This window comes from Streptomyces sp. NBC_01635, from assembly GCF_045209715.1.
Taxonomy (GTDB): Bacteria; Actinomycetota; Actinomycetes; order Streptomycetales; family Streptomycetaceae; genus Streptomyces; species Streptomyces hirsutus.
Map to the genome: position 1 here is coordinate 1,986,183 of NZ_CP109277.1, position 14,864 is coordinate 2,001,046.

15 protein-coding genes and 1 tRNA gene are annotated in these 14,864 nt (G+C 72.1%); 7 read left to right on the top strand and 9 right to left on the bottom strand.

The features are described 5' to 3' along the window. Window positions 1-30 precede the first annotated feature (30 nt). Window positions 31-819, bottom strand: a complete 789-nt coding sequence (locus OHB56_RS09445; protein ID WP_406358987.1) for a ferritin-like domain-containing protein — start codon at window positions 817-819, stop codon at window positions 31-33. Between the two features lie 272 nt (window positions 820-1,091). Next, window positions 1,092-2,147 carry an LLM class F420-dependent oxidoreductase gene (locus tag OHB56_RS09450; RefSeq protein WP_406352648.1) on the bottom strand — a complete coding sequence of 352 codons (1,056 nt, stop codon included), beginning with the start codon at window positions 2,145-2,147 and terminating at the stop codon, window positions 1,092-1,094. 183 nt (window positions 2,148-2,330) lie between these two features. On the opposite strand from OHB56_RS09450, the gene OHB56_RS09455 reads away from it, so the two are divergent. Both OHB56_RS09455 and OHB56_RS09460 read left to right on the top strand, forming a co-directional pair. Beyond that, window positions 2,331-3,317 (top strand): aldo/keto reductase, encoded by a 987-nt coding sequence (locus OHB56_RS09455; RefSeq protein ID WP_406352650.1) that lies wholly within the window; start codon window positions 2,331-2,333, stop codon window positions 3,315-3,317. Then, the gene (locus OHB56_RS09460) at window positions 3,314-5,587 is read left to right on the top strand and encodes a helix-hairpin-helix domain-containing protein (protein WP_406352652.1); all 2,274 of its coding nucleotides are present in this window, start codon (window positions 3,314-3,316) and stop codon (window positions 5,585-5,587) included. The genes OHB56_RS09455 and OHB56_RS09460 overlap by 4 nt, the downstream gene beginning before the upstream one ends. Window positions 5,588-5,689: 102 nt before the next feature. Here OHB56_RS09460 and OHB56_RS09465 read toward each other — a convergent pair whose 3' ends face one another. After that, window positions 5,690-6,379 carry a hypothetical protein gene (locus OHB56_RS09465; protein ID WP_326751845.1) on the bottom strand — a complete coding sequence of 230 codons (690 nt, stop codon included), beginning with the start codon at window positions 6,377-6,379 and terminating at the stop codon, window positions 5,690-5,692. A gap of 47 nt (window positions 6,380-6,426) precedes the next feature. Between OHB56_RS09465 and OHB56_RS09470 the strand changes: the two genes are divergently transcribed. Then, window positions 6,427-6,615: a DUF5703 family protein gene (locus tag OHB56_RS09470; RefSeq protein WP_055592975.1), complete on the top strand. Its 189-nt coding sequence runs from the start codon at window positions 6,427-6,429 to the stop codon at window positions 6,613-6,615. A 102-nt stretch (window positions 6,616-6,717) separates the two neighbouring features. On the opposite strand, the gene OHB56_RS09475 is transcribed toward OHB56_RS09470, so the two are convergent. From OHB56_RS09475 to OHB56_RS09485, 3 genes are all read right to left on the bottom strand, one after another. Further along, window positions 6,718-7,419: a chaplin family protein gene (locus OHB56_RS09475; RefSeq protein ID WP_326751846.1), complete on the bottom strand. Its 702-nt coding sequence runs from the start codon at window positions 7,417-7,419 to the stop codon at window positions 6,718-6,720. Window positions 7,420-7,633: 214 nt separating this feature from the next. After that, window positions 7,634-7,867 carry a chaplin ChpH gene (gene chpH, locus OHB56_RS09480; protein ID WP_326751847.1) on the bottom strand — a complete coding sequence of 78 codons (234 nt, stop codon included), beginning with the start codon at window positions 7,865-7,867 and terminating at the stop codon, window positions 7,634-7,636. 142 nt (window positions 7,868-8,009) lie between these two features. Continuing rightward, complete coding sequence (locus OHB56_RS09485; protein WP_326751848.1) at window positions 8,010-9,335, bottom strand: M20/M25/M40 family metallo-hydrolase; 1,326 nt, start codon at window positions 9,333-9,335, stop codon at window positions 8,010-8,012. Window positions 9,336-9,619: 284 nt separating this feature from the next. Here OHB56_RS09485 and OHB56_RS09490 point away from each other — a divergent pair. Then, window positions 9,620-9,704, top strand: a tRNA-Leu gene (locus OHB56_RS09490). A gap of 72 nt (window positions 9,705-9,776) precedes the next feature. Next, entirely contained in the window at window positions 9,777-10,151 is a 375-nt protein-coding gene (locus tag OHB56_RS09495; RefSeq protein ID WP_326751849.1) for a YchJ family metal-binding protein, read from the top strand. 193 nt (window positions 10,152-10,344) lie between these two features. On the opposite strand, the gene OHB56_RS09500 is transcribed toward OHB56_RS09495, so the two are convergent. Then, window positions 10,345-11,046: a FadR/GntR family transcriptional regulator gene (locus tag OHB56_RS09500; protein WP_360041523.1), complete on the bottom strand. Its 702-nt coding sequence runs from the start codon at window positions 11,044-11,046 to the stop codon at window positions 10,345-10,347. Between the two features lie 137 nt (window positions 11,047-11,183). On the opposite strand from OHB56_RS09500, the gene OHB56_RS09505 reads away from it, so the two are divergent. Continuing rightward, complete coding sequence (locus OHB56_RS09505; RefSeq protein ID WP_326751851.1) at window positions 11,184-11,702, top strand: gluconokinase; 519 nt, start codon at window positions 11,184-11,186, stop codon at window positions 11,700-11,702. A 152-nt stretch (window positions 11,703-11,854) separates the two neighbouring features. Continuing rightward, the gene (locus tag OHB56_RS09510; RefSeq protein WP_326751852.1) at window positions 11,855-13,252 is read left to right on the top strand and encodes a gluconate:H+ symporter; all 1,398 of its coding nucleotides are present in this window, start codon (window positions 11,855-11,857) and stop codon (window positions 13,250-13,252) included. A gap of 135 nt (window positions 13,253-13,387) precedes the next feature. On the opposite strand, the gene OHB56_RS09515 is transcribed toward OHB56_RS09510, so the two are convergent. Both OHB56_RS09515 and OHB56_RS09520 read right to left on the bottom strand, forming a co-directional pair. After that, window positions 13,388-14,011 carry a cytochrome b/b6 domain-containing protein gene (locus OHB56_RS09515; protein ID WP_406352656.1) on the bottom strand — a complete coding sequence of 208 codons (624 nt, stop codon included), beginning with the start codon at window positions 14,009-14,011 and terminating at the stop codon, window positions 13,388-13,390. Further along, window positions 13,995-14,825 carry a molybdopterin-dependent oxidoreductase gene (locus tag OHB56_RS09520; protein ID WP_406352657.1) on the bottom strand — a complete coding sequence of 277 codons (831 nt, stop codon included), beginning with the start codon at window positions 14,823-14,825 and terminating at the stop codon, window positions 13,995-13,997. The genes OHB56_RS09515 and OHB56_RS09520 overlap by 17 nt, the downstream gene beginning before the upstream one ends. Between the last annotated feature and the right edge of the window lie 39 nt (window positions 14,826-14,864).

Below are 14,864 nucleotides of genomic sequence, written 5' to 3' on the forward strand. Positions count from 1 at the left end.
GGCACGGCCCCCTCCGGCTCCGTCCGTGGCTCAGGCGAACTCGGGGGCCGTGCTCTCCGGGCCGCCCAGGGCGTTGTGGCGGTCCGGCATCCTCAGCGAGACCATGCGGCGCCAGCCGCCCAGGCGCTCGTAGACGTACACCGCGTGGATGCCGGCCGCCAGGAGGGCCGACCTGGCCCTGGACCAGCCGAGGATGCGGCCCATCCGGTCCATCACCGCGAGGCTGACGTCCCGGTACACGCGGATCTCGGCGAGCGCGCTCGCGCGCAGGGTGCGCTGGATGGCGCGGCCGTGTCCGGCGTAGGCGAGGCGCAGGAGTTCCTCGTGGCAGTAGGCGAGGTGGTTGTCCTCGTCGTCGGAGATCATCCTGATCGCGCGGCCGAGTTCGGGGTGGTCGGAGAAGTGCTTGCGGAGCAGTTCCATCTGCTCGGAGGCGCGCTGTTCGGTGACCCGGCTGTGGGCGAGGTAGGTGACGATGTCCTCGACGGTGAGCGGCTCGTCGTGCCTGAGCCGGTCGTGCGCCAGACCGATGCCGCCGCGCTCGAGGAGCATCGTGTAGTCGGTCTCGGGCGGGACGGGGGCGGGCCGCACACCGCGCTTCTTCATCAGTGCGTTGAAGATGCGGCCGTGCTTGTCCTCGTCGGCGCCGTGCCTGGTGATCTTGGGAGCGAGCGCGCGCTGGGACTCGGGGACCAGAGCGGCGATCCTGGCGTTCTCCCAGCCGCCCTGGGCCTCCCCGCCGGCGGCGATGGAACAGAACAGCGCGAAGGACTCGTCGTCGTCGAGGATCTCCTGGAACAGACTCTTGACCGAAAGCATCATGGGCCCCTCTCCGCGAGGATTCCGCACGTCCGCAGTCCTGCGGTTCGCGGTGGTCCGAAGTGGTCCGCAGAGAAGGAGTCAAGTCCGGGGAGGGGCGCACGGCAACAGGGACCGCCGACAACTGCGCCGAACGGAGGACGGGCGAGGGGGCACCGGGGCGTAACCGCGGGAGCCGCCGGGCGTTGTGGTGGGTGACGGCCGTGGCGGGGAAGACCCCCGAGCCCCCGCCACGGCCGTGGAACCCCTCGCGGGCGGCCCCGCGGACGGTCCTATGCGAGACCGGCGCGTTCCAGGGCCTCGGTGCCGGCGCGCAGCGACGCGAGCCGCTCGTCGAGGGTGAAACCGGCCGGGGCGAGGGTGAGGGTGGTGACCCCGGCCGCCGCGTAGGCCTTCATCCGGTCCGCGATGCGGTCCACGGAACCGAGGAGCGTCGTGGAGTCGATCAGGTCGTGCGGTACGGCCGCGGCGGCGCCCTGCTTGTCGCCGGACAGGTACTTGTCCTGGATCTCGGCGGCCTCCCGCTCGTAGCCCATGCGCCCGGCGAGCTGGTTGTAGAAGTTCTGCTTGCGGCTTCCCATGCCGCCGACGTACAGCGCGGTGTAGGGACGGAAGGTGTCGGCGAGGGCGGTGACGTCCTTGTCGTCCCCGGCGGCGAGGGGCACGGTGGGGCAGATGTCGAAGCCGTCGAGGGTCTTGCCCGCCTTCTCGCGGCCCGCCCTCAGGTACCTGACGGCGGTGTCCTCCAGGTGGTCGGCGGAGGGGAAGATCAGCAGGGCGCCGTCGGCGATCTCGCCGGTCTGTTCGAGGTTCTTCGGCCCGATCGCGGCGATGTAGAGGGGGATGTGCTCGCGCTGCGGGTGCACGGTGAGCTTGATGGGCTTGCCGGGGCCGCCGGGGAGGGGCAGCGTCCAGTGCTCGCCGTCGTGGGTGAGGCGCTCGCGCGTCATGGCCTTGCGGATGATCTCGACGTACTCGCGGGTCCGGGCGAGCGGCTTGTCGAACTTGACGCCGTACCAGCCCTCGGAGACCTGCGGGCCGGAGACGCCGAGGCCGAGGCGGAACCGGCCGCCGGAGAGGGAGTCGAGGGTGGCGGCCGTCATCGCGGTCATCGCGGGCTGGCGGGCCGGGATCTGGAAGATGGCCGAGCCCACGTCGATGCGTTCGGTCTGGGCGGCGACCCAGGTGAGCACGGTGGCGGCGTCGGAGCCGTAGGCCTCGGCCGCCCAGCAGACCGCGTACCCGAGGCGGTCGGCCTCCTGCGCCACGGCGAGGTTGTCCGCGTCCATTCCGGCGCCCCAGTAGCCGAGGTTGATCCCGAGCTGCATGGCCCTCTCCCCTTACCCATCAGTAACGTCGTTTGTGCGGAGACCCTATACCGCGGGGCCCCGCGGGGGTGCGGTGCCGCTCGCGGTCTTCGTGCCGGGCGGCCCGGCCCCGCCCGGTGCCTGGGGAAATACGTTGTCCACAGGTACCCACACCACAAGGTCTGGCCAGTAATCTCGGCGTTCATGGAGCAGAGGCATCTCGGCCGTACCGGCCTGCGCGTGTCCCGGATCGGCCTCGGGACCCTGACCTGGGGTCGGGACACCGACGAGCACGACGCCGCGGACCTCTTGAAGACCTTCTGGGAGGCGGGCGGCAACCTCGTCGACACCGCCGACGTGTACGGCGACGGGGAGGCCGAGTACCTGCTCGGGCAGCTCATGGACGGGCTGGTGCCGCGCCGGGACCTCGTCATCTCGACCAAGGCCGGCAGCGTGCCGGACCCGAACCGCAGGGTCGACGGTTCGCGCGGTCATCTGCTCTCCGCGCTGGACGCCTCGCTCGCGCGTCTGGGCACCGACCACGTCGACGTGTGGCACCTCCACTCCTACGATCCCGCCACACCGCTGGAGGAGACGCTCCAGGCCCTGGACATCGCCGTCGCCAGCGGACGGGCCCGCTATGCCGGTGTGGCCGACTTCTGCGGCTGGCAGCTGGCCAGGGCGGCGACCTGGCAGCTCGCCGCGCCCGGCTCGCGGGCCCGGCTCGCGAGCACCCAGATGGAGTACTCGCTGCTCCAGCGGGGCGTGGAGCGGGAGGTGCTGCCGGCCGCCGTCGACACCGGGATCGGGCTGCTTCCCTCGTCCCCGCTCGGGCGGGGCGTGCTGACCGGCAAGTACCGGGGCGACGCCATGCCGCCGGACTCGCGGGGCGCCTCCGCGCATCTGGCGCCGTTCGTGGAGCCTTATCTGGACGACACGGCGAGCAGGATCGTGGACGCGGTGACGACGGCGGCGGACGGGCTCGCCGTGACCACGCTCCAGGTGGCTCTCGCGTGGGTGCGGGACCGGCCGGGCGTGACCGCCCCGGTCGTCGGCGCGCGCAACGCGCAGCAGCTCACGGCGGCGTTGTCGGTGGAGGCCCTTAGTCTTCCTGACGAGATCTGCCGGGCGCTCGACGATGTGTCGGCTCCCGTGCACCGCTATCCCGATCACGACTGGAGCACGCTGTGAGCACGGAGCCGCCCGAGGAGACCACGGAGAACGCCGGGCCGGGGACACCGGACGAGGCGGCGGACACCTCGGAGCCCGCGGCGACGCCGGAGGCCTCGGAGGCCTCGCCCGGGACCGTCCCGGATGCCCCTGCGGAGGCGGAGGGCACGGAGGCGGAGGGCGGGCAGACGGCCGGGGCCGGGCAGGTGTCCGAGGCCGAGGCCGAGTTGCTGGCGCAGCGGGCCGAGCGGGAGCGGATCGAGCGGCGGAAGGCGGAGCGGCAGGGACCGATCGAGGCCGGCGGCAAGCTGAGCGGCACGGCAGCCGATCTGCTCGCCGCCGTACGGGCCGTGGAGAGCGGCGAGAAGCCGGCGCCCGCGGTGTTCGAGGAGGCCCGGCCCGCGCCGCGGCGGCCCGCTCCCGAACCTGTGCGGCCGGCGCCGCCGGTGACCGCCGGGCAGGCACCCGCCGACAGCGTGGTCGTGGCCGTACGTGAGGTGCTCGCCCAGGGCGGCGCGCCCGAAGCGCTCGCCGTGCAGGCTGCCGGTGTGCTGGGCGAGGGGGCCGCACAGGCGTTGCGGGCCGATCCCTGGCAGCTGTTGCGGGTGGCGGGTGTGCGGCCCGAGCAGGCGGACGGTTTCGCACGGGCGCTGCTCGGCGGTGAGGCCGGGCCGGACGACGGGCGGCGGGAGCGGGCGGTCACCGGATGGCTGCTGGAGCAGGCCGCGACGGCCGGGCACACCGCCCTGGAGATGTCCGCGCTGACCACCGCGCTGGCGCGGCAGGGGGTACCGGATCCCGAGGAGGCCGTGCAGGCCGCGATCTCCGACGGTGACGTCCTGGTCTTCCAGGACCCGCTGCCGGAGACGGGAACCCCGGCACCCCGGCGGGACGACGCCGGGGACGACGCGGACGGAGCCGAGGAGGAGCGGCCCGTCAGGGTGCTCGTGGCGCTCGAGCGGTACGCGATGGCCGAGGAGAGCCTCGCCGACGGGCTGGCCCGGCTCGTCAACTCCGTTTTCCAGCAGGACGGTTCAGATGCGCAGTGGGAGCGGGCCGCCGCCTCGGCGGGCGGGTCCACGGGGGAACTGATCCGCGCGGTCGCCGGTCACGGACTGGTGCTGCACACGGGCGGGGAGGCGTCCCTCGCCGAGCCGGCGGCTCTGCTCCGGGCGGCACGCGGTCTCGGACTGCGCGCCTGGGCCGCCGTCCACACCCCGGTCGGGCGTACCCGGTTCGCGGCCCTGCTGGAGGCCGTCACGGCCGAGGGCACGGACCCCGGGGAGACGAACGCCGGCGTCACCGCAGCGGGGGACGAGAAGGCCGAGGACCCCGGAGTCGCCACCGTCGCCGGGCTGCTGTCCGGTGCCGAGGGACCGGGGCGGGACGCCGACGGGGCGCTGCTGCTGGACCTGCTCGTCGTGCTGGACGCTCCCCTGCTGGACGTCGAGACGGCCGCGCTGGTCACGGAGTCGCTGCCGGACGGCTCCCGGCTGCTGCTGGCCGGGGATCCGGGCGTGCTGTGGTCCGTCGGTCCGGGGCGGGTGTTCGCCGATCTGCTGGCCGCGCGCGTGTGCCCGCAGATCGCCTCCCGACGGCCGGATCCCGGGCCGCTGGGCGAACTGGTCTCCGGTATCGGGGTCGGTGAGCTGAACCAGGTGGCGGCACCCGGCAGGGAGGTCGTCATCGTGCCGGTGCGGGACCCGGGCGAGGCCGTGCACCGGACGGTGCAGCTCGTGATCGACTCGGTGCCGCGCGCGATCGGGGTACCCGCGGAGGAGACGCAGGTGATCACGCCGGGGCACGGGGGTGCGGTGGGCACGCGCGCACTGAACGCGGCGTTGAAGGAGCGGTTGAATCCGGGGCCGGGGCGCTTCGGCGGGTTCGACCCGGGCGACCGGATCGTCCACTCCCCCGCCCGGGGGCGTACGGTGCCGGGCCGGGTGGTGAAGGCCGGCGCCGACGGGCTGCACCTGTCCTGCGCGGGCGAGGCCGTCGTCGTACCTCAGGAGCGGGTGGAGCAGTCGGTACGGCACGGCTGGGCGCTGACGGCACACCAGGCGATGGGGAACCGGTGGCCGGCCGTGGTCGTGGTGCTGCCCGGCGATGCCGTGCAGGCGTTGAGCCGGCCCTGGGTGTACACGGCGTTCAGCAGGGCGGACCGCCATCTGTCCGTGGTGCACGGGGTGGAGCAGGCGCTGCCGCGTGCCGTGGCGGAGGTGCCGGCGAAGCCCCGGACGACCCGGCTGCCGGTACTGCTGGCGCCGCAGGTTCCGGCAGCGGCCGGCTGACTCCGGACACCACCCGTAACGGTGGCGGTGACTGCGGTGGCGGTGGCACCCCCGGTGCCACCGCCGGTGTCGCTCTCGCCGCCGGCGCGCCCCCGGGTGTGATCAGCGATCGGTGTCCAGGGCCGGAACCGGCCTGTCCTCGAGGCCGTCGTCGAGGTCGTCCACCTCGTCGTCGGGGTCCTCGTCGAAGACGGCGCTGACGTCGAAGCGGCACACGACCTGCGCCGGGTCCACCTCCTCGAACGGGGCTTCCAGCCATTCACCGGGTTCCGCCGGTTCGTCCGATGCCGTCACCCAGAGCGTGGAGTCGCCCTCCTCCAGGCCGAACTCCTTGTGCCGGGAGGCGATCTCGTCCGGTTCGTACTCGCCGAACAGGAGGCCGAGCGCGCCGTGGACGGTGCCCGAGGTGTCGGAGGTGTCGGAGGCGTCGGAGATGTCGTCGTCCGCCGCCTCGATCCGCTGCGCGTGCGCCAGCAGCCGCTGCGGCTCCGCGACGGCGTAGTCGCGGCGGATCAGCACGCTGAGCGCGCTGGGCTCCTCGGGCCCGGTGTAGGGCGGCAGTGCGTCCTCGGCCGCGGGGATCTCGAAGGGGGTCACCTCGTCGTAGCGGTCGTAGAGCAGTTCGTCGTACGACTCGGCGGCCACGGCCAGCTCGTTGAACGCCTCGTAGACGGCCGGGTCGTCCTCCCCCGACCGGCGTTCGACCGCGGCCAGGTGGCGGTCGAGCGCGGTCTTGACCGCCTCGGCGGCGGCGCGTACCTCGGCAGCGGTGGGCTGCGCAGCATCAGACATAGTGCAGACGCTATCCGTACCGGGGCCCAGACCGCACAATAGATGCGATGCCGGAATACGAATTTGTCGACGTGCACGTACCGCGCGGGGTCTCCCGCAAGGAAGCGGCCCGTCTGCTGACGGATCACGCGGAGTACGGTCACTGGGAGCTGGACCGACTGCGTCTGCTGCGCGACGGGAGCCGCAAGGTGCGGCTGCGGCGGCGGATCATCCGCCAGGTGCGCGCGACCTGGTGAGTTCGGACACACCGCAGGCCGGTACTCCTTCACCCACGGAGCGGGCCCGGCTGAGCCGGGCCCGCTCCGCACGACCGGTGGGGGCCGCTGTCGCGGCCGGTGTCACGCGGCGGCTCGTGCCTTGCGGTAGAGGACCACGCCGGCGAGCAGCGCGCCCGCGCCGACCGGCAGGGCGAGACCGACCGGCAGCTCACTGCCGGTCGCGGCGAGCTCCACGTCGCCCTGGGGCCGGGCGGCGGTGTGGGTGACCGGCTGATGACCGGGGGCGGAGCCGCCCGGGGTGGCCTCGCCTGGGGTGGCCTCGCCCGGGGTGGACGGCGGGCCCGGCTCGGCCTCGCCCGGTTCGCCGGGCAGGCTGGGCGCCTCCTGTTCGCCGGCTCCGCCGCTCGCGCAGTCATTGCCCAGAGCAACGTTGCCGAGACCGATGACGTTGACGCTGTTGCCGCAGACGTTCACCGGAACGTGGACCGGCGCCTCGATGCGGTTGCCGGACGCCACGCCGGGTGAGTCGGTGGTGTGCCCGTCGGCCTGCGCGCCACCGTGACCGCTCGACGGCGAGCCGCCGTGGTGGGCGCAGGAGTTGCCCACGGACGGGTTGAGGACGCCGACGGCGTCGACCGTGTTTCCGCAGACGTTGACCGGCGCGTGCACCGGCGCTTGGAGCGAGTTCCCGGAGAGCACTCCGGGCGACCCCTTGGCCACACCCTGTGCGCCGGAGTCGGCGTGCGCGATACCGCCCGCGGCGGCGATCACGCCGGACGCGGCTGCCACGGTCATCAGGCCCTTACGGGTGACCTGTCGCATGTACTGATTCCCTGCCTTCGACCAAGTACCGGGGAGGGTTTCCACGGATTCCTGGGATTCCCCCGACTTCTCGGACTCCACGAAATCCACGGATTCCCTTCCCGGTGTTCGGGACGTACTGGAAAACCGGTCGGCCCCGGAGCGCATGGCGCGCACTCCGGGGCCGACAAGCTCAAACCCTGAAAGGGCGTGCCCTAAGGGGCGAGGCACAATGTCACTGGTTGACGCAGGTGTTGCCGAACGCGGGGTTCAGCAGCCCGATCACGGAGACCGTGTTGCCGCAGGCGTTCACCGGGACGTGCACCGGAGCCTGAACGACGTTGCCCGAGGCGACACCCGGGGAGTTCACGGCAGCACCCTGGGCACCGGAATCGGCGGCGGCCATGCCCGCACCCGCGAGAACCAGTCCACCGGTGGCGGCAGCGACAGCGACGATCTTCTTGAGCATTATTCCTCCTCGTTGGCAATGCGATCCAAATCCGCGGATCACATCACGGGTAACGAGGAGGGAGTAATGAGGCTACGAGCTTATCGTCGGATTCACTCTTCCCGGTCATCTCCGCACGTCTGCACGAATAGTGACGGACCGTTCAGGACGCGTCCAGGAACCGGTCGAGCACCCGCACACCGAACTTCAGACCGTCCACCGGAACCCGCTCGTCGACCCCGTGGAACATGCCGGCGAAGTCCAGCTCCGGCGGCAGCTTCAGCGGGGCGAAGCCGAAGCAGCGGATGCCGAGGTCGTCGAAGGACTTGGCGTCGGTGCCACCGGAGAGCATGTACGGCACCGCCCGTGCGATCGGGTCCTCGGCGCCGAGCGCCAGCTGCATGGCGTCGACGAGCCGGCCGTCGAAACCGGTCTCCAGCGCCTTGTCCGCGTGCACGTCCTCACGCTTCACGCGCGGGCCGAGGATCCGGTCGAGATCGGCCAGGAACTCCTCCTCGTATCCGGGCAGGAAGCGGCCGTCGACATGGGCGGTGGCCTGGCCCGGGATGACGTTGACCTTGTACCCGGCGCCGAGCATGGTGGGCGCCGCCGAGTTGCGCAGCGTGGTGCCGATCATGCGGGCGATGCCGCCGAGCTTGGCGAGGGTCTCGTCCATGTTCTCCGGGTCGAGCTCGGTGCCCAGTGCGTCGGAGAGCTCGTCCAGGAAGGCCCGTACCGTCTTGGTGACCCGTACCGGCCACTGGTGCCGGCCGAGCCGGGCGACCGCCTCGGAGAGTTCGGTGATCGCGTTGTCGTCGTTGGTCATCGAGCCGTGGCCGGCCGTGCCGTCGACGGTGAGCCGCATCCAGTGCATGCCCTTCTCGGCGGTCTCGATGAGGTAGAGACGCAGCTTCTCGTTGACGGTGAAGGAGAACCCGCCGACCTCGCCGATCGCCTCGGTGACGCCCTCGAACAGCTCGGGATGCTCACGGACCAGGTGCTTGGCGCCGTAGGTGCCGCCGGCCTCCTCGTCGGCGAGGAAGGCGAGGACGACGTCGCGCGGGGGCTTGCGCCCGCTGCGCAGGCGGTCGCGGACGACCGCCAGCGTCATCGCGTCCATGTCCTTCATGTCGACGGCGCCGCGCCCCCACACGCATCCGTCGGCGATCTCGCCGGAGAAGGGGTGGTGGGTCCAGTCCTCGGCGTTGGCCGGTACGACGTCGGTGTGGCCGTGGATCAGCAGGGCCGGCCGGGAGGGGTCCTCCCCCTCGATACGGGCCACGGTGGAGGCGCGGCCCTTGTGCGACTCGAAGATCTGTGGTTCGAGCCCCACTTCGGCGAGCTTCTCGGCGATGTACTCGGCCGCCTTGCGCTCGCCGGGGCCCGAGTGGTCGCCGTAGTTGCTGGTGTCGATCCGGATCAGGTCGCGGCAGAGGTCCACGACCTCGTCCTCACCGGTGACGCCCTTGGCCGTGTCCGTCGCGCTCACGTGGTTCCTCCCGCTGTCGCTGCACACTGTTCCCTGCACGCTGTCACTGCTCGTGGGTCTCCCCCTCATCCTCTCCCCTGCGCGGCCCCGCCCCAAGGCGGGACCCGGCCCGTCACACGGCGTTCACGCCGGGACGGAGCACAGCCCGGACGGAAGCCGGGCGGGAACACCGCCGGACACGAGCGCAGCCGGGCCGCGCGCCCACCGGAGGTGATCGGCCACCCCGGAAAGCCTGGTAATGTTTACGTCGTCGCCGCGGGGGAAACCCGCGCGTCAGACACCTTGTCCGGGTGGCGGAATGGCAGACGCGCTAGCTTGAGGTGCTAGTGCCCTTTAACGGGCGTGGGGGTTCAAGTCCCCCCTCGGACACATGAACGCGAGGGCCGCGACCATCAGGTCGCGGCCCTCGCGCGTTGTCGCGCCCTGTCACGGAGGAAGACCATGGCCGATCGCCCCTGCCCCTGCGGGCTCCCCGAGACCTACGAGGCCTGCTGCGGCCGCTTCCACGCGGGGACGGCCGCGGCCCCGACCGCCGAGCGGCTGATGCGGTCGCGGTACTGCGCCTTCGTACGGCTGGACTCCGGTTACCTGCTGCGCACGTGGCATCCGCGGACGCGGCCGGAGCGGGTCGACCTCGATCCCGGGATGCGGTGGACCGGGCTGGAGATCCTGGGCACCGACGGCGGGTCCGCCTTCCACTCCACCGGGACGGTGACCTTCCGGGCGTCCTACCGGGGCGGCTCGCTGCACGAGCGGAGCCGCTTCGAGCGGGTGGACGGGGCGTGGGTGTACGTCGACGGGGAGTTCCTGAGCTGAGCCCGTCGGCGGACCCCCACCAGCCGGGCGCGTCCAGCCCCTCGCTTCGGGCCGCCGCCGACAGAGCGGAACACTGCTCCGCGCAGCGACCAGGACAACGCTCCGCTCGCCGACGCGGCCGGAGCCGGACGCTTCCGGCCGCCTCGGTCGCCGTCGGCCGGACGAGGCCACGCCCCGACCCGGCCCGCCCCGGTCACGGCGCCAGGATGTCCAGTTCCTGGAGGGCGCCCACGGTGATCTCGCGGGTCAGCTCCTCCGCGCGGGCGGCGTCGCGCTCGCGGACCGCTTCGGCGACCTGGACGTGCAGGGTGACCGCGGCCGGGTCGGGGTCGTCGAACATCACGTCGTGGTGGGTGCGGCCGGCCAGGACCTCGGCGACGACGTCGCCGAGGCGGGCGAACATGTCGTTGCCGGACGCGGTGAGGATCACCCGGTGGAAGGCCATGTCGTGGAAGAGGTACCCCTCCAGCCGGTGGCCGCGCGAGTTGGCGACCATGCCGAGGGCGCACTCGGTGAGTTCGGCGCACTGCTCGGCGGTGGCGTTGCGGGCGGCGAGCCCCGCCGCGACCGGTTCGACGGCCGAGCGCAGCACCGTGAGCGAGCGCAGTTGCCGGGGGCGGTCCGCGCCGGCCAGTCGCCAGCGGATGACCTGGGGGTCGTACACGTTCCAGTCGCAGGCCGGGCGGACCGTGACGCCCACGCGGCGCCGGGACTCGACGAGGTACATGGACTCCAGGACGCGCACCACTTCACGCATCACGGAACGCGACACCTCGAAACGCTGGGCGAGTTCGTCGGTGCGCAGGACGCTGCCGGGCGGGTATGCGCCCGCCGTGATCTCGGGGCCGAGGGTGTCCAGTACGTGGCCGTGCAGTCCCCGGCCCGTGTTGCTCATGCACTCAGAGTACGGGGCGGATCACCGGAACCAAAGGTCAGACTTATTCATCACAAGGTCTTGTTTTTGTCGTACCTTTAGGTTTCAGTTGCCTCGACATCAGGTTGTCGACGACGACAGCAGACAGTGAGGCAGCGATGAACACCCCCCATGTCGTAGTGGTCATGGGCGTCGCGGGCACCGGCAAGACCACCATCGGTCCCCTGCTCGCGGCCCAGTACGGCGTCCCGTACGCCGAGGGCGACGACTTCCACCCGCCGGCCAACATCGCCAAGATGTCGGCGGGCACCCCGCTCGACGACGAGGACCGTTGGCCCTGGCTGGACGCCATCGGCGAGTGGGCGCACGGACGTGCCGGACTCGGCGGGGTGGTCAGCTCCTCGGCACTGAAGCGGTCGTACCGCGACCGGCTGCGGGCGGCCGCACCCGGCGTGGTCTTCGTGCACCTCACGGGTGACCGCGCGCTGATCGAGGACCGGATGTCGCACCGCGAGGGGCACTTCATGCCCACGGCACTGCTCGACTCCCAGTTCGCCACGCTCCAGCCGCTGGAGCCGGACGAGGCCGGGGTCGCCGTGGAGGTCTCGGGCAGCCCCGAGGAGATCACCGAACAGGCGGTCGCCGCCCTCGCGGATCTCTCCGGAGCCCCCTCCTAGCTCCCGCCCGGCGCCGGCATCGGCCGGTCCTCCCCGTCGGCCTCGGCGAGTTCTCCCCCACCCGGGCCGAACCCCCATGAGCCCCGGGACGGCCCCACCGCCCCGGTCCTCTCCCTGATCCCCCTCCCCCCGTAACTCACAAGGAATCCACCGTGACCAGTCTCAGAGTCGAGCTGCTGGCAGCGGACGTACCCGAGCCGATCACTTCGGCCGGCCACGCTCAGCTGGGCATCGCCGTCCTGGCCGGCATCGCCGTCATCGTTCTGCTCATCACCCGCTTCAAGCTGCACGCCTTCCTGGCGCTGACCATCGGTTCGCTGGCACTCGGCGCGTTCGCCGGGGCGCCGCTGGACAAGGTCATCACCAGCTTCAGCACCGGACTCGGTTCCACCGTCGCCGGTGTCGGCGTGCTCATCGCCCTCGGAGCGATCCTCGGCAAGATGCTCGCCGACTCGGGCGGCGCCGACCAGATCGTCGACACGATCCTCGCCAAGGCCAACGGCCGCACCATGCCGTGGGCGATGGTGCTGATCGCCTCGGTGATCGGTCTGCCGCTGTTCTTCGAGGTCGGCGTCGTGCTGCTGATCCCGGTCGTGCTGATCGTCGCCAAGCGCGGCAACTACTCGCTGATGCGGATCGGCATCCCGGCCCTCGCCGGTCTGTCCGTGATGCACGGCCTGGTGCCCCCGCACCCCGGCCCGCTGGTCGCGATCGACGCGCTCGACGCCAACCTCGGCGTGACGCTCGCGCTGGGTGTGCTCATCGCCATCCCGACGGTGATCATCGCCGGTCCGGTCTTCTCCAAGTACGCCGCCCGCTGGGTGGACGTCCCGGCCCCGGACCGGATGATCCCGCAGCGCCCCTCCGAGGACCTGGAGAAGCGTCCCGGGTTCGGTCCGACGCTGGCGACCATTCTGCTGCCGGTCGTGCTGATGCTGGGCAGGGCCCTGGTCGAGATCGTCGTCGACGACCCGGAGAACGGCGTTCAGCGCGTGTTCAACGTCATCGGCTCCCCGATGATCGCCCTGCTCGCGTCCGTGCTCCTCGGCATCTTCACGCTGGTCCTGCCCGCCGGGTTCAGCAAGGAGCGGATCTCGGGACTGGTCGAGAAGGGGCTCGCCCCGATCGCGGGCATCCTGCTCATCGTCGGTGCCGGCGGCGGCTTCAAGCAGACGCTGATCGACTCCGGCGTGGGCCAGATGATCCTCGACATCTCCGCGGACTGGGCGATACCGGCCCTGCTGCTCGGCTGGCTGATCGCGGTGGCGATCCGGCTGGCGACCGGTTCCGCGACCGTGGCGACCATCTCGGCGGCCGGCCTGGTGGCACCGCTGGCGGCCGACATGTCGACCACGCACGCCGCCCTGCTGGTGCTGGCCATCGGCGCCGGTTCGGTCTTCTTCAGCCATGTCAACGACGCCGGCTTCTGGCTGGTGAAGGAGTACTTCGGACTGAGCGTCGGCCAGACCATCAAGACCTGGTCGGTGATGGAGACGATCATCTCGGTGGTCGCCGGAGCGCTGGTGCTGCTGCTGTCGTTGGTCATTTAGCTGATCACCGAAGCGGGTCACCGAGGCCGGTCACCACAGCCGGTCGTCCGGCTGATCACCTGACCGACCGTCCGATACGGCCGCGACCGCGGCACCGCCCACGCGGTGCCGCGGTCGCGGCCGTTCGCCCTGTATTCAGGGCCGCCACAGCGGGTGCTCGCGCCGCGCCCAGTCCCGGCCGACGGTGCCGGTGCGCATGCCCCGGCGGGCCTCCGGATCGGCCAGGGCCATGCCGACATGGCCGGCGAGGACGATGCCGAGGGTGAGCGCCAGCCAGTCGTGGACGAAGGTCGCGCTGGTGCGCCACACCAGCGGGGTGAGGTGGGTGAACCACATCATCAGGCCGGTGCCGAGCATCACCAGCGTGGCACCGGCGATCCAGGCCGCGTAGATCTTCTGTCCGGCGTTGAACTTGCCGGCCGGCCGCCGCGAGGGGCGTTTGTCGCGGCGCAGCGCGGCCCGCAGCCACGTGCGGTCGTGCGGGCCGAAACGGTTCAGGCGGCCCAGGTCGGTACGGAAGGCCCGGGAGAGCAGTCCGGCCAGGGCCGGCACCGGCAGCGCGAGCCCGGACCACTGGTGGACGGTGACCACCAGGGCGCGGCGCCCGACCGACTGGGCGAGCTGGGGGACGTACAGGCAGGCGGCGGTGAACACACAGAGGCCCATCAGCGCGGCCGTGGTGCGGTGCACCCACCGCACGGTGCGGGTGAAGCGCGGGACGCCGGTGGCGGCGGGCGGCAGGTCAGTGCGTGGGCTCATCGTCGCGTCCGTTCGAGCGGCCGACCCAGGCGTCGATGTCGTAGCCGCGCTCCTCCCAGTAGCCGGGTTCGACGTCCTCGGTGACGGTGATGCCGGAGAGCCACTTGGCCGACTTGTAGAAGTACATGGGGGCGACGTAGAGGCGGACCGGGCCGCCGTGGGCGTGGCCCAGGTCCTCGTCCTGCATGCGCAGGGCGACCAGGACGTCCGCCCGGCGGGCCTGGGCGAGGGTGAGGCTCTCCGAGTAGGCGCCGTCGAAGCAGGTGAAGCGCACCGCCCCGGCCGTGGCGCGCACGCCCGCCGCGTCCAGGAGCCGGGACAGGCGCACCCCCTCGAACGGGGTGCGGGGCACCCGCCAGCCGGTGACGCACTGGACGTCGCGGACCATGCGGGTCTGCGGCAGGGCCCTGAGGTCGGCGAGGGTGTAGGCGCGGGGACGGTCGACCAGGCCGTCGACGGTGAGGCGGTAGGTCCCGGCGCTCTTCCGCGGGACGGACGAGGTGACGGAGTAGTAGCGGAAGCCGCCGCCGTTCGGGAGCAGTCCGGTCAGGCCGGTGGGGTCCTTGTCGGATGCTCCGGCGAGGAAGGACTCCAGGCCGCGCTGGAGCACGGGGGCGGCGGCCACACCGAGGGCGCCGAGTCCGAGGGTGCCCAGGAAGACACGGCGGCCGATGGGCCTGCCCCGGTCGTCGGGCTCCGTCTCGTCCGGCTGTTCGCGTGCTTCCGGCCGCTCCCGGCCTTCCTGCTGTTCCCGGTCTTCCGGTCGTTCGCGTCCTTCCGGCCGCTCCCGGCTTTCCGGTCGTTCGGAGTTCACTGTTCCATTCGAGCACCCGCGCCCCGTGGGGGCCAGGGT

What these genes read in the sequence shown, in the direction of transcription:
- OHB56_RS09445 (WP_406358987.1), bottom strand. Translation starts at nt 819, where the DNA reads ATGCTTTCGGTCAAGAGTCTGTTCCAGGAGATCCTCGACGACGACGAG.
- OHB56_RS09450 (WP_406352648.1), bottom strand. Translation starts at nt 2,147, where the DNA reads ATGCAGCTCGGGATCAACCTCGGCTACTGGGGCGCCGGAATGGACGCG.
- OHB56_RS09455 (WP_406352650.1), top strand. Translation starts at nt 2,331, where the DNA reads ATGGAGCAGAGGCATCTCGGCCGTACCGGCCTGCGCGTGTCCCGGATC.
- OHB56_RS09465 (WP_326751845.1), bottom strand. Translation starts at nt 6,379, where the DNA reads ATGTCTGATGCTGCGCAGCCCACCGCTGCCGAGGTACGCGCCGCCGCC.
- OHB56_RS09470 (WP_055592975.1), top strand. Translation starts at nt 6,427, where the DNA reads ATGCCGGAATACGAATTTGTCGACGTGCACGTACCGCGCGGGGTCTCC.
- OHB56_RS09475 (WP_326751846.1), bottom strand. Translation starts at nt 7,419, where the DNA reads ATGCGACAGGTCACCCGTAAGGGCCTGATGACCGTGGCAGCCGCGTCC.
- chpH (WP_326751847.1), bottom strand. Translation starts at nt 7,867, where the DNA reads ATGCTCAAGAAGATCGTCGCTGTCGCTGCCGCCACCGGTGGACTGGTT.
- OHB56_RS09495 (WP_326751849.1), top strand. Translation starts at nt 9,777, where the DNA reads ATGGCCGATCGCCCCTGCCCCTGCGGGCTCCCCGAGACCTACGAGGCC.
- OHB56_RS09500 (WP_360041523.1), bottom strand. Translation starts at nt 11,046, where the DNA reads ATGAGCAACACGGGCCGGGGACTGCACGGCCACGTACTGGACACCCTC.
- OHB56_RS09505 (WP_326751851.1), top strand. Translation starts at nt 11,184, where the DNA reads ATGAACACCCCCCATGTCGTAGTGGTCATGGGCGTCGCGGGCACCGGC.
- OHB56_RS09515 (WP_406352656.1), bottom strand. Translation starts at nt 14,011, where the DNA reads ATGAGCCCACGCACTGACCTGCCGCCCGCCGCCACCGGCGTCCCGCGC.